11 protein-coding genes and 1 pseudogene are annotated in these 13,828 nt (G+C 40.0%); 2 read left to right on the forward strand and 10 right to left on the reverse strand.

What is annotated here, in order from left to right; genetic code table 11:
- Positions 1-110: 110 nt before the first annotated feature.
- The 3 genes and pseudogenes from asnS to HMPREF2805_RS08295 all read right to left on the reverse strand — a co-directional run bounded on the left by asnS (position 111) and on the right by HMPREF2805_RS08295 (position 3,267).
- Positions 111-1,453 (reverse strand): annotated as a pseudogene (asnS, locus tag HMPREF2805_RS08285) (asparagine--tRNA ligase).
- Positions 1,454-1,603: 150 nt separating this feature from the next.
- A complete protein-coding gene (locus tag HMPREF2805_RS08290) occupies positions 1,604-2,782 on the reverse strand; it encodes a pyridoxal phosphate-dependent aminotransferase (RefSeq protein ID WP_075232128.1) in 1,179 nt (392 codons plus the stop codon).
- On the reverse strand, positions 2,779-3,267 hold the full coding sequence (locus tag HMPREF2805_RS08295; RefSeq protein ID WP_075232129.1) for a cell wall elongation regulator TseB-like domain-containing protein: 489 nt from the start codon (positions 3,265-3,267) through the stop codon (positions 2,779-2,781). Before HMPREF2805_RS08295 ends, HMPREF2805_RS08290 begins: the two co-directional genes overlap by 4 nt.
- A 260-nt stretch (positions 3,268-3,527) precedes the next feature.
- On the opposite strand from HMPREF2805_RS08295, the gene HMPREF2805_RS08300 reads away from it, so the two are divergent.
- Positions 3,528-4,076 carry an NADPH-dependent FMN reductase gene (locus tag HMPREF2805_RS08300; protein WP_075232130.1) on the forward strand — a complete coding sequence of 183 codons (549 nt, stop codon included), beginning with the start codon at positions 3,528-3,530 and terminating at the stop codon, positions 4,074-4,076.
- 49 nt (positions 4,077-4,125) lie between these two features.
- On the opposite strand, the gene HMPREF2805_RS08305 is transcribed toward HMPREF2805_RS08300, so the two are convergent.
- The gene (locus tag HMPREF2805_RS08305; RefSeq protein WP_075232131.1) at positions 4,126-5,316 is read right to left on the reverse strand and encodes an O-antigen ligase family protein; all 1,191 of its coding nucleotides are present in this window, start codon (positions 5,314-5,316) and stop codon (positions 4,126-4,128) included.
- A gap of 211 nt (positions 5,317-5,527) precedes the next feature.
- Between HMPREF2805_RS08305 and birA the strand changes: the two genes are divergently transcribed.
- Entirely contained in the window at positions 5,528-6,463 is a 936-nt protein-coding gene (gene birA / locus HMPREF2805_RS08310) for a bifunctional biotin--[acetyl-CoA-carboxylase] ligase/biotin operon repressor BirA (protein ID WP_075232132.1), read from the forward strand.
- Between the two features lie 56 nt (positions 6,464-6,519).
- Here birA and HMPREF2805_RS08315 read toward each other — a convergent pair whose 3' ends face one another.
- The 6 genes from HMPREF2805_RS08315 to HMPREF2805_RS08340 all read right to left on the reverse strand — a co-directional run bounded on the left by HMPREF2805_RS08315 (position 6,520) and on the right by HMPREF2805_RS08340 (position 13,692).
- Positions 6,520-7,710, reverse strand: a complete 1,191-nt coding sequence (locus HMPREF2805_RS08315) for an acetate kinase (protein ID WP_045763559.1) — start codon at positions 7,708-7,710, stop codon at positions 6,520-6,522.
- 48 nt (positions 7,711-7,758) lie between these two features.
- Positions 7,759-8,712 carry a class I SAM-dependent methyltransferase gene (locus tag HMPREF2805_RS08320; RefSeq protein ID WP_075232133.1) on the reverse strand — a complete coding sequence of 318 codons (954 nt, stop codon included), beginning with the start codon at positions 8,710-8,712 and terminating at the stop codon, positions 7,759-7,761.
- Positions 8,713-8,810: 98 nt separating this feature from the next.
- Complete coding sequence (locus tag HMPREF2805_RS08325) at positions 8,811-10,418, reverse strand: CTP synthase (RefSeq protein WP_000105251.1); 1,608 nt, start codon at positions 10,416-10,418, stop codon at positions 8,811-8,813.
- Positions 10,419-10,734: 316 nt separating this feature from the next.
- The gene (rpoE, locus tag HMPREF2805_RS08330; protein ID WP_075232134.1) at positions 10,735-11,310 is read right to left on the reverse strand and encodes a DNA-directed RNA polymerase subunit delta; all 576 of its coding nucleotides are present in this window, start codon (positions 11,308-11,310) and stop codon (positions 10,735-10,737) included.
- Between the two features lie 292 nt (positions 11,311-11,602).
- Positions 11,603-12,802 carry an ABC transporter permease gene (locus tag HMPREF2805_RS08335; protein ID WP_075232135.1) on the reverse strand — a complete coding sequence of 400 codons (1,200 nt, stop codon included), beginning with the start codon at positions 12,800-12,802 and terminating at the stop codon, positions 11,603-11,605.
- Positions 12,799-13,692 (reverse strand): ABC transporter ATP-binding protein, encoded by an 894-nt coding sequence (locus HMPREF2805_RS08340; RefSeq protein WP_075232136.1) that lies wholly within the window; start codon positions 13,690-13,692, stop codon positions 12,799-12,801. Before HMPREF2805_RS08340 ends, HMPREF2805_RS08335 begins: the two co-directional genes overlap by 4 nt.
- Positions 13,693-13,828: the final 136 nt, after the last annotated feature.

Genomic DNA, 13,828 nt, shown 5'->3' on the forward strand with positions numbered 1-13,828 from the left:
TGTGGATAGAACTGACGAAGTCAGTAACACATGTACGGCAAGGTGAAGCTGACGTAGTTTGAAGAGATTTTCAAAGAGTATAAAAACGCCAGACGGCGTTTTTATGGCTATTAAGGTTTGATACGGTGCAACATACGTGGGAATGGAATAGCTTCACGGATGTGTTTAGTTCCAGCTGCGAAGGTTACCATACGCTCGATACCGATACCAAATCCACCGTGTGGTACTGTACCGTATTTACGAAGGTCAAGGTAGAATTCGTACTCTGTACGATCCATCCCAAGTTCATCCATCTTAGCGACAAGGGCATCATAGTTTTCCTCACGCATAGAACCACCGATGATTTCTCCGTAACCTTCTGGAGCAAGCAAGTCTGCACAAAGCACGCGCTCTGGATTTCCAGGAACTGGTTTCATGTAGAAGGCCTTGATGGCTGCTGGGTAGTTCATGACAAATGTTGGTACACCAAAGTGGTTTGAGATCCAAGTTTCGTGTGGTGAACCAAAGTCATCACCATGTTCAAGATGCTCGTAGTCAGCGTCTTCATCATTTTCATGCTCTTGCAAGAGGTCAATGGCTTGATCGTAAGTGATGCGTTTGAATGGCTCTGCAATGTAGCGTTTCAAGAGCTCAGTGTCACGTTCCAAGGTTTCCAAGGCTTGAGGAGCACGATCAAGAACACCTTGAAGCAATGCTTTTACATAAGCTTCTTGCAAATCAAGTGACTCATCGTGTGTCAAGTATGAGTACTCCGCATCCATCATCCAGAATTCAGTCAAGTGACGACGAGTTTTTGATTTTTCAGCACGGAATACTGGACCAAAGTCAAAGACACGACCAAGAGCCATAGCCCCAGCTTCAAGATAAAGCTGACCAGATTGGCTCAAGTAGGCTGGTGTTCCGAAGTAGTCTGTTTCGAAAAGTTCTGTAGAATCTTCTGCTGCATTTCCTGAAAGAATTGGGCTATCAAATTTCATGAAGCCGTTCTTGTCAAAGAACTCATAAGTTGCATAAATGATTGCGTTACGGATTTGCATAACAGCGACTTGTTTGCGTGAACGCAACCACAAGTGGCGGTTATCCATCAAGAAGTCTGTTCCGTGTTCTTTTGGTGTAATTGGGTAGTCTTGAGATTCACCAATCACTTCGATGTCTGTAATGTCCAACTCATAGCCAAACTTAGAACGTTCGTCTTCTTTGACAATCCCTGTCACATAAACAGAAGTTTCTTGGCTTAAGCGTTTGATAACATCAAACTTCTCAAGTCCCACTTCTTCACCAAATTTTTCGATAAAGTTTGGTTTAAAAGCCACACCTTGGAAAAAGGCTGTTCCATCACGCAATTGTAAGAAGGCAATTTTCCCTTTCCTGATTTGTTGGCAACCCAAGCACCGATAGTGACTTCTTGACCAACGTAGTCTTTTACTTCGATAATTGTTACACGTTTTGTCATCATTTATCTTCCTTTATTCGTTTAACTTGTCCAAAGACATTATTACTCATTATTGTACCACAAATAATGCCTGATAGCTAGCTAGTTTGACAGAAATTCCTAAGTTTTTAAAAATAAAAACCTCCGTTATTAAGACGAAGGTTAAACTTCTTATTTTTCCATAAATTGGTGCAAACGACGAATGGCTTCTTTAAGTGTATCTAGATCTGTCGCATAGCTGAGACGGACATTTTCTGGTGCTCCAAATCCAGCACCTGTTATCAAGGCTAAACCAACTTCCTCAAGGATAGCCGTTGTAAATGCTGTTACGTCTGTATAGCCTTTCATCTCCATAGCTTTTTTAACATTTGGGAAGAGATAGAAAGCTCCTTGTGGTTTGACAACTTCAAAACCAGGGACTTCACACAAGAGTGGATAGATGGTATTCAAACGTTCTTCAAATGCTTGACGCATAACTTCCACAGAATCTTGCGGTCCAGTTAGCGCCTCGATTGTTGCGTATTGTGAAACAGCGGTTAGGTTAGAAGTCGTTTGACCTGTCAATTTGCTCATGGCAGCAATGATTTCTGGATCACCTACTGCATAACCTATCCGCCAACCAGTCATAGCGTATGCCTTAGACACTCCATTGATGACGATGGTTTGCTTGCGAATGGCTTCTGATAGACTAGAGATTGGTACAAACTCATTCCCGTTATAGACCAAACGTCCATAAATATCATCTGCTAGGATAAGAATATCATGCTCAACTGCCCAGTTCCCTATCGCTAACAATTCCTCACGAGAGTATATCATACCAGTAGGATTAGATGGGGAGTTCAGAACCAAGACCTTGGTCTTATCTGTGCGAGCTGCTTCTAATTGCTCCACAGTTACTTTAAAGTGATTGTCTTCCTTAGCTTGGACAAATACTGGTACACCTTCAGCCATCTTAACCTGATCCCCATAGCTGACCCAGTAAGGTGTTGGAATGATAACCTCATCGCCAGGATTAACCACAGCCATAAAGAAAGTATAGAGTGAGAACTTGGCACCAGTCGCAAAAGTGACTTCGTTTGCCGCTACAGAATATCCATAATAACGTTCAAAATAGGTATTGACCGCTGCTTTTAACTCAGGTAAACCTGAAGCTACCGTATAGAAAGAAGCACGTCCATCTCGAATAGCCTCAACAGCAGCATCTTGAATATTTTCAGGAGTATGAAAATCGGGCTGACCTAAAGTTAAGAAAAGTACATCTTTTCCTTCAGCCTTTAATTTCTTTGCTCTTGCATCGCTAGCCAAAGTCACACTTTCTTCCATTTCTAAGACACGTTTAGATAATTTCATAGTTTCTCCTTTTCGATTAGGGCACCAGTTTCAAAATCCACTAGATAGTAGTCTCCACCAGACTTGATTTCCCAGACGGGTTTATCAGCATACCGTCCAAAGGTAATCGTGTCAATATCAGTTGCTCCTTTTTCTCTGACAACTGCTTCTGCTTTTTCTTGTGAAGTGCCATTTTCTAGTTGATATACGTAAATATTGTTATTACTTTTCTCTATTAAAACAGCAACTTGTTTTTGATTCTTATCTTGACCAAGAACACTATAATAGCTTTCTAAGCCATTAAAGATATCAACCTGGCTGACCGTTTCTAGATTCGCATACTGCTTGGCAAGTTTTTCCCCTTCTACCTTTTCTGTCTGATAAGGCTTCATGCTAAGCCACACCAAATAGAGAAAGGAAGAAGTCACAACTAGAGCCAGCAAGGTCAAGCCAATACTGTACTGAAATAATAAGGAATTTTTTTCTTTTTTCTGTCTCATTTTCACTCGTCTATTTTACCATCTATCCTAGTGAATTACAAGTGAATAAAGGGGAGGATTTAGCACGGAACTTTTCTTATGACAGGAGTATATGAAGCTTGAATCATTGATTTCACAGACTTTTCATAATCTCTACTCCTAAAAATAATCTTGACTATCATCGATTTTTATTTTCTGAGCAGATTTCTTGCAAATGATTTTGTTTTGTTGTAACATTGTTTATAACAACAGAGATAACTCTGATTAAAATCTAAAGGAGACTCCCTATGTCTAAAAAAGTATTATTTATCGTTGGTTCACTTCGTGAAGGTTCTTTCAACCACCAAATGGCGCTAGAAGCTGAAAAAGCTCTTGCTGAAAATGTTGAAATCAGCTACCTTGACTACTCTACAATTCCTTTATTTAGTCAAGACCTTGAAGTTCCTACACTTCCAGCTGTTGCTGCTGCACGTGAGGCAGTTCTTACTGCTGATGCTATCTGGATCTTCTCTCCAGTCTACAACTTCTCGATTCCTGGTACAGTGAAAAACTTGCTTGACTGGCTTTCACGCGCAATTGACTTGTCTGATACACGCGGAGCATCTGCTCTTCAAGATAAAATCGTTACTGTGTCTTCAGTAGCAAATGCAGGTCATGAACAACTCTTTGCAATCTACAAAGACCTCTTGCCATTCATCCGTACACAAGTTGTTGGTGAATTCACTGCAGCTCGTGTCAATGATTCTGCTTGGGCAGATGGCAAATTAGTTCTTGAAGACAGTGTTGCTTCTTCCCTAAAACAACAAGCTGAAGACTTGGTTCAAGCTATTCAATAATTGAATTGAAAAAAAGATAGTAGAAAATGTTAGTTCTACTATCTTTTTCTTAATCAACTAATTCATCAATCATACTATGTTTTAGCGGTAAACTACACATCACTAACAGGAAAATAAAGGATGATTGAATCCAAAAGAGAGCCAAATCAAAAATTCCGTGCACAGCTACTACTGTCAAGAAAGAGAGGTAAAGTCCAAGGATAGGACGCTTACTAGGTACTTGACTCATATCAATCAACATTCGTACTGGAGTGGCAGAAGCAATCCCCAAGAGAACGGTACCGACAACTCCATAACTCAAAATCGTATCTATATAGATACTGTGAGCATGTTCATGATAAGGTGCTCCAATACGAGGGAAAGAGTGCATGTAGGTTAGCGGTCCTTCACCCCAGAATGGATTTTGCTTAAACAAGGCCATTCCAGCATTCCAGATAGAAACACGTTCTTCCATAGATGAATCTAAGGTTCCCATTCGAACACCCAAATCACTTGAAAATAGAAAAGCTAAACCAATCCCAAAAACTCCAACACTAAGCCAGAAAGCACGCCAGTTCTTAATAGTTGTGAAGAGATAAATAATCGCTCCAAAGATGATGGCTGGAAAAGCTGTACGATTCTGCGTAAAGTTTAAACCGAATAAATTAGCAAATATGGCAATCATAGAGAAGATTCGTAACCACCTTAACTTAGTTGTGCTAATTAGGTAAAAGCCAATCATGATACAGAAACAACAGATAATTCCATAGTAATTAGGGTTAAAGAAGGCAACCTCTGCTCGGTTTTGATGCCAAACCTGCATCCGTGGTGAGAGGAAGGTATAATCAAATTTCTTTACAATTTGGAAATGTTCCAAAGCTGCAAAGGCTGCTGCAAAGACACTTAAGGCTAATATTCCTTCAATCGTCAACCTGAAAAATTTAGGAGTCAACTGGGATTGATAGTAGTAAAAGAAGATGGCAAACAGAAACATGGCCACCGAAGAAACTACTCCCATCACATTTTGTGCCAGAAGAGAAATTGCAGTGCTATAAGCAATAAAAAAGAGCAAGACAGGGTGTTGAGACAAACGTTTCAAGATCCCCTTCATCTCCCCAGTATATACTAACCAAAGTAAGTAAGAGATAAAAATAATAACAAAAAGATAAAAAGGAAGAAAAATACTCAGAATAACTCCCAAAAGAAGTCCTTCTTGTTTCGATAAACTTTTTAACTTTTCAATGACACCTATTGATTTCACAACAGATCCTTTCCTTCTGAATATCACATTCAGATAAATAAGTTATTAAAACATTTTACCATTTTTCAAGAGATTTGAAAACCTCTTTGCCTCTATCATCGTAACTAAAACTGGGTAAAATTTTATAGTTAGCTAAGATTACTCTAAAAAACGCTCTCCCTTTTTTAAAAATATGGTACAATAAATCTAATTATTCCAGAAAGGGTCTAGCATGAAATCCTACCAAGAAGTCTATAAAATACTAGTTACTGAGACTGATTATCTAAGCGGAGAAAAAATAGCTGAGAGATTAAACCTATCTCGAACTTCCGTATGGAAGGCGATCCAACGTCTCCAGCAAGAGGGACTGGAGATTGACAGTATCAAAAATCGTGGCTATAAACTTCTGGACGGTGATCTTATCTTACCTCAGGAAATCGAAGCGAATAGTCCCATTACTGTCCTGTTTAAACCCTCGACTAAATCTACCCAAACCGATGCTAAAGAGGCTATGGAAGCTGGTTCCAAAGGGGATAGGCTCTACCTTTCCACTAGCCAAACTATGGGACGCGGTCGTTTTCAACGTCCTTATTATTCTCCAGATAAGGGGGGAATTTACATGTCCCTCCACCTACAACCCAATCTCCCATATCAGAATCTTCCTGCCTATACGCTTCTAACAGCTGGAGCTATCTACAAGGCTATCAAAAACCTTAGTTTAATCGACGTGGATATCAAGTGGGTCAATGACATTTATCTGAACCAGAAAAAAATTGCTGGTATTCTAACCGAAGCCATTACTTCCGTAGAAACTGGACTCGTTACAGATGTTATCATTGGGGTCGGGATCAACTTTTCTATCGCTGAATTTCCAAAGAATCTACAAACTAAAGCTGGAAGCTTATTTTCTCAACATACTCCCATTACTCGCAATGAATTAATTGCTGAAATCTGGAAATGTTTCTATGAAACAGAAGACGATGAACTCCTCTATCTCTATAAAAAACGCTCAATCGTTTTAGGAAAAGAAGTCTCCTTTAAGCAAGATCACCAAACTATCTCAGGAAAAGCCTGCGACATCTCTGACCAAGGACAACTACAAATAGAATTACCGACGGGTGAAAAAATATGGCTCCATAGCGGTGAAGTTTCCCTAACTAAATGGTAGTTCTACCAGATCAAAAAAAAATCGACCTTTATTATTGAAGGTCGATTTTTGATCTGTTATTTTTTCAAACGTTCAACGTCACGCGCAATGACCAATTCTTCATCCGTTGGAATTACCAGTACACGTACACTTGCTGCATCTGTCGAAATATCTCCGGTTGCACCAAAGACATTTTTCTCTGGATCTACATCGCAACCGAACCAAGAAATCCCTGAAATAACATCTTCACGTACATTAGTAGAATTTTCACCGATACCTGCTGTGAAAATAATAGCATCTGCTCCATTTAGGACTGCAAGGTATTGACCAATATGTTTTTGGATACGGTCAACATACATTTCATAAGCCAAAGTAGCATCATGATCTCCTGCATCCATAGCAGCAATCACGTCACGCATATCACTAGATTTACCTGAAACACCCATCAACCCTGACTCACGATTGAGGATACGACTGATGTCCTCAGGCTTGTTAAAGTCCTCTGTATATTGCATTAAATAAGGAATGATGGCTGGGTCAATATCCCCTGTACGAGTTCCCATCATTACACCACCAAGTGGAGTGAATCCCATTGAGGTATCAACAGATTTCCCACCCTTAACAGCTGTAATAGAAGCACCATTACCGATGTGACAAGTGATTAACTTCAACTCTTCAAGTGGACGACCCAAGAGTTTTGCTGCTTCTTGAGCAACGTACTGATGGCTAGTTCCATGGGCTCCGTACTTACGAACCTTGTTTTCTGTGTAATATTTTGTTGGTAGAGGATAGCGATAAGCTTTCTCTGGCATTGTTGTATGGAAGGAAGTATCAAAAACAACGACACTCGTAATATCTGGCAACAATTCTTTGAAGGCACGAATACCCGCAGCATTCGCAGGATTGTGCAATGGAGCAAGAAGACCTAACTCTTCAACTTTTTCAATTACATCACCTTCCACGACTGTAGACTCTTTGAAGTACTCTCCACCTGCAACGACACGGTGTCCAACACCAGTAATTTCATCATAAGATTTAATAATATCAAAACGAATCAAGTCATCAAGCAAAATCTTAACTGCCAAAGTATGGTTGTCAATGTCAAGGACTTGTTGTTCTGAGCGACCATCGAACTTAACTGTAGAAATAGAATCTTTCAATCCAATTCGCTCAATCAACCCTTTTGCAAGCACTTTTTCTTCTGGCATTTGGTAAAGTTGCCATTTCAAGCTAGAGCTTCCAGCGTTAATTGCAATGGTTTTTGTCATAATGTTTCCCCTTTTTAAGCGTTTTCAACTATTATATCAAAATTTATACTAGATTTCATGTTCTTGACACCAATTTTGAAAATTTTCCTTAAATTCCAACAAAATTTCAGGATCCCGAAGGCTAGTAAGTGGATAAACAAAGGGCTCTGTCCCTTCTCCCACCTTCTTTTGCAAAACAAAAATGGTCTTAGACTGAGCTCCTTGAGCGAAGAGATCCTCTGGTAAAGCTATGATAGCGACTAGTTGAGCTTGATCAGTCAGCCAGGATTTCAAGAGGTCACTCTGGGGACTCGTCAAAAGATCTGTTGGAGCAAGAAAAATAGCATAGCCTCCCGTCTTAAGATACTTGAGAGATTGCTCCATTAATAGATGATGAGCGTAAGTATGTTCATCCTTTGCTGCCACTTGGTAACGTGAAGCAATCTGATCGTCTGGGTAGTAGCCAATTGGGAGGTCGCTCACAATAATATCACTTTCTTTTAATACTTGTGGACGTACTGCATCTCCTTGGACAAAGCCCATTTGCAGATCCATAACTTCAGCCATACTTGCAGCTAGATCGATCAAGAGGTCATCTAGTTCAATCCCAAGGTAATCTACCTTTTTGTTCATAGACGTTAAGAAGCTAGCGCCCAGAATTCCCATCCCAGACCCCAACTCTAATAAACTTAGATCTTCAGCAGGCCACAGTTGCTCTATCAGAAAAATCATCAAGTGACCAATGGCATCTGGTGTAAACTGGTGATTTGCTTGGAGAGATTCTGTTTGCGCTGCCTTCATTAACAAGAATTGGTAGGTTCGTAACCACTCTTCTTTTCGAAGAGCCAATCGTTTTAATGCTTGATTGTTTTTCTTGACATCTTCAAGATTTGTCTGACCATCCAGATAGATCCCATTTTGCTCAATCAAGGCATCGTAAAAGTTTGTCGTCAAATCATTTTGAATGATTTGGACATTTTCTAGTAAATAGGTATATGCTTGTTCAATTTTTTCAAAATCCATACCCTTATCTTACCAAAAATAATGTCCTTTTTCCATATTTTCATGATAGTGAAAACAAATTAAAACCTCTGAGATGACTCTCAAAGGTTTTATTCTGTCTATTTACTATTTTCAACCGCTGCTGTTACGAAAGCAGTGTAGAGTTCTTCTGGGCGGTTTGGACGACTTGAAAGCTCTGGGTGGTACTGACAAGCCACAAAGAATTTGTTTTCTGGAATTTCCACAATTTCGACCAAGCGGTTGTCTGGTGAAACGCCTGAAAAGACAAAACCTGCTCCTTCAAACTGTTCACGGAAGGCATTGTTAAACTCATAACGGTGACGGTGACGGCGTTGCACTACCTCTTTGTTATGATAAGCTGCAGCTGCCTTAGAACCACGTTTTAACTTAGAAGGATAAAGTCCCAAACGAAGGGTACCACCCATGTCCTCAACATCAATCTGATCACGCATGATATCGATGATAGGGTATTTGGTATCAGGATTTAGCTCTGCTGAATTAGCTCCTTCAAGTCCCAAAACATTACGGGCAAATTCGATACAAGTCAACTGCATACCCAAGCAGACTCCTAGCATTGGTACATCATTTTCACGCGCATAGCGAATCGCTTCAATCTTACCTTCTGTTCCACGTTGACCAAAACCACCCGGCACGATGATTCCGTCAGCGTCCGATAGAAGTTCTGCCACATTGTCAGCTGTCACATCGTTAGCATTGACCCAATCAATCTTCACTTCTGCATCATTGGCATAACCTGAGTGTTTCAAGGCCTCTACGACAGAAATGTAGGCATCTTGCAACTCAACATACTTACCAACAAGGGCAATCTTGACTTGTTTTTTGAGGTTCATGACCTTATCAACCATAGCTGACCACTCTGTCATATCTGCTGCAGGTGCATCTATTTTCAAATGGTCACAAACGATTTGATCCATACCTTGTGCTTGCAGATTAAGTGGGATTTGGTAAAGATGATCGACATCTAATGACTCGATGACAGCTTCTGGTGCCACATCACAGAACTGGGCTAGTTTATTTTTAATTCCTTGTCCAGCTGGCTTTTCAGTACGGATGACCAACATATTAGGCTGGATTCCCAGACCACGCAATTCTTTGACAGAGTGTTGAGTTGGTTTGGTTTTCATTTCACCAGCTGCCTTGAGGTAAGGAAGCAAGGTCGTATGGATATACATGACATTATCTGCACCCACATCTGCCTTCATCTGACGAAGAGCTTCTAAGAATGGAAGTGACTCGATATCCCCGACTGTTCCACCAACCTCTGTAATAATGACATCAGAGTCAGTCGTTAGAGCAGCACGCTTGATTTTTTCTTTCAAGGCATCTGTAATATGAGGAATAACTTGGACAGTTGCTCCAAGGTACTCTCCACGGCGTTCCTTACGAAGAACTTCGCTGTAGATTTTACCAGTTGTCACGTTTGAGTATTTATTAAGGTTAATATCAATAAAACGCTCATAGTGACCCAAGTCCAAATCTGTCTCAGCCCCATCATCTGTTACAAATACTTCTCCGTGCTGGTAAGGGCTCATGGTTCCTGGGTCAATATTGATATAAGGGTCAAATTTTTGAATGGTCACCTTCAAACCACGGTTTTTCAAAAGACGCCCAAGGCTCGCTGCAACGATCCCTTTCCCAATTGACGATACCACACCACCAGTGACAAAAATATATTTCGTAGACATAGATTCCTCTTTCTAAAATGCTCAAGGTCTTGTTTACTAACAGGGGATTGAGGAAACAAGACCTTCATCAATAACTACACCCCAAGAAGAAAAGCTTCCTGGAAAAAACAAAAATAGCTCCCTAATAACTAGGGAGCTCCGACCTCTAAAAGAGGTGCCCGAACAATATATTACCTCAAAATGAAGCATTTGTCAAATAGAACAAATCGTTGACTTGCCATTCCAGCTTACAAAACTAGTTCAGACTAATACAAAAAAGCTGGACTAGGAAATCGAGACTTGATAGACCGATTCCAGCTCCAACTCCTTTTTATTTTTATTCTTCCTCTTCTTCAGAGTCTTCGTCGTCCTCTTCATTAAGATCGACTTCTTCATCTAGATCATCTGGGGCGATTTCATTGATTTCAGCATCGTAGGCTTCCACTTCATTCTTCTCATCATCTGGATTTTCATCATCATAAGAAAGAGCTGGATCTTCTTCGTATGCATCCTCATCTTCTGGATCATCTGCACTGTAATCAATAGCATCTGCATCACCATCCATAAAGGCGTTGACACGTTTTTTCTTAGCCTTAGGTGTTACTTCTTCATCATCACTTTCTTCAAGAGCAATGATTTCCTCATCGATTTCATCGACTCCATACCATGAACGAAGGCCCCATTTGTTATCCCCAAGGGAGATAAAGCTACCGTCAAAGTTCAACTCTGTGTAGAACAAAGGCAAAGCTTCACGAATATCGCTATTAGAGGTACCGAGATAGTTTTGGATTTCATTAACCAAATCACTAAAATGCATTTCGTGATCACGACCACGGAGTTCCAAGATGGCACGAGCCACCTCAATCATAGATAGTTCACTTTTTTCTTGCCCAGCAAATACTTCTAATTCCAAAGCGTTTCTCCTCATTTTTTACTACTAACGCCAGAGTGGATAAACTCTGATCTCATTTTATCATGTACTCTTTATTGTACGATAATTTTGCCTAATAGTCAAAGGTTTAGGAGAAATAAATGTGAAATATTTCAGCTAATTAATACTCAATGAAAATCAAAAAGCAAACTAGGAAGCTAGCCACAGGCTGCTCAAAACACTGTTTTGAGGTTGCAGATGGAAGCTGACATGGTTTGAAGAGATTTTCGAAGAGTATAAAAGACCTGGGAGATACACCCACAGGTCCGATACTTTATTTATAACTTAAAGCTCGTTTAAAGGTTTTCCAGATCCCCAAATCATCCGTTTGAAGAACCAAACTAGCATACATACGTCCAATAAAAGCTGTTGCAGTAACTGCAAAAATAACCGTTATAGCAAGCGAAATCCATGCTTCTAGTCCATTTGCGTAACCATTGATAGCTCTGAAAGGCATAAAGAAGGTTGAAACGAATGGGATGTAAGAACCGATTTTCAAGATTAAATTATCACCAGAAGTTCCTAATACTGTTACCCCAATGAAACCTACCATAATCAAAAGCATCAAAGGCGATAAGGCCTTACCAGAATCTTCAGGTCGAGAAACCATAGAACCTAAGAAGGCAGCCAAGACCACATACATAAAGAGACTGACTAAGATAAATAATAAGGTGTTAAGCGAGAAGGCTTCTCCCAAGTAATTTAGAATACCTGAATTTGCCAATATAGGCATATCCTTAAAGAAGAAAATAGCTCCAAGACCACCCACAACATAAATACCAATATGAGTCAAAATGACTAGAAGTAAGGCAATCATGCGGGCGTAGAAATAATGGCTAGCACGAATGCTTGAGAAGACCACTTCCATGATTTTGGTTCCTTTTTCACTAGCTACCTCTTGAGCAGTGACACTAGCATAAGTAATCAAAATCATATAAAGGAAGAAACCTAGTCCTGCAGCCGCAAAGGTTTGGACCATCTTTTTATTTTCCTTGGCTTCATCAATCTGTTCTGTAAATTGAACCGTTTGAGCCAAGCGTTTTTCCTGTTCCTGAGACAAATTTGCTTCTGAACGGTTGAGTTGGGATTGAAGTTCATTCAACTTAGCGGTCACTGCTAACTTAATGCCACTCTCTAGTGAAGTCTCACCATGATAGACTGCCTTGAGGACACTATTCTCCTGGTCAATGGTTAGATAACCTTTTATTTTATCATCTTTGATAGCGGCTTGGGCACTTGCTTCATCCTTATAGTCAAAGTTAAGACCATTGGTCGATTTAAGTTCTTCTGTAACAAGAGAAACAGAACTAACTACTGCTACCTTACTATTTTGAGCCAAGGAAGAACCTTGGAGAACACCAATTCCTCCAGATAGACCTAAAAAGAGGAAAGGCGAAATCACCATAAAGAAGAAACTCCAAGACTTGACATGTCTTAGATAGGTTTCTTTGATTACAACCCACATATTTCTCATACTTCCACCCCTGATTCTAATTTAAAGATTTCATCGATTGTTGGAGCTTGTTGATCAAACGTCGCGATATATTGACCTTGAGTCAAGATTGGGAAGAGTTCTCTACCTGCACTTTCATCATCTAAAATCAACTTCCAACTACCTTGCTTGGTCAAGCTAACCTGTTTGACATGAGGAAGGCTCTCCAGTTCTTCCTTGCTTCGTTCACTTGAAACAAAAAGTCGTGTTTTGCCATATTGATTGCGGACCTCTTGAACCGGTCCATGCAAGACCACACGCCCATCACGAATCATGAGGATATCATCACAAAGTTCTTCGACATTGGTCATGACATGGTCAGAAAAGATAATGGTCGCGCCACGTTCTTTTTCTTTCAAGATAACCCGCTTAAGAAGTTCGGTATTAACTGGATCCAAGCCACTAAAAGGCTCATCTAGGATAATCAAATCTGGTTCATGAATCAAAGTGATAATCAACTGAATCTTCTGTTGATTTCCTTTTGAGAGACTCTTAATCTTGTCCGTCAGTTTCCCCTTGACTTCCAGTTTTTCCATCCATTGAGGGAGTTTTTCTTTGATTTCCTTAGCGTCCATTCCTTTTAAAGTCGCCAAATAACGAACTTGTTCAAGGACTGTCAATTTAGGCATAAGACTGCGTTCTTCAGGGAGATAACCAATGCGAGCATAGGTCTCCTGACGAATGTCTTGACCATCAAGCTCAATCTCCCCTTGATAGTCTAAAAATTTCAAAATACTGTGAAAAATAGTTGTTTTCCCAGCTCCATTTTTCCCGACTAGTCCCAAAATACGCCCTGGTCGTGCTTGAAAGGCAACACCAAACAAAACTTGCTTAGGCCCAAAACTTTTCTCTAGATTTCTTACTTCGAGCATCATCCACCTCCGAAATTTATTGCACTCATTATACTCCTTTTTGATAGCATTTACAATGATTTATGTACATTTTTAAATTTTAATTTCAAGAAGGATATTTACTGGATAGGAACTTTATTGGCTCATCACCAAGCAT

This window comes from Streptococcus sp. HMSC034E03 (assembly GCF_001811505.1).
GTDB lineage: Bacteria > Bacillota > Bacilli > Lactobacillales > Streptococcaceae > Streptococcus.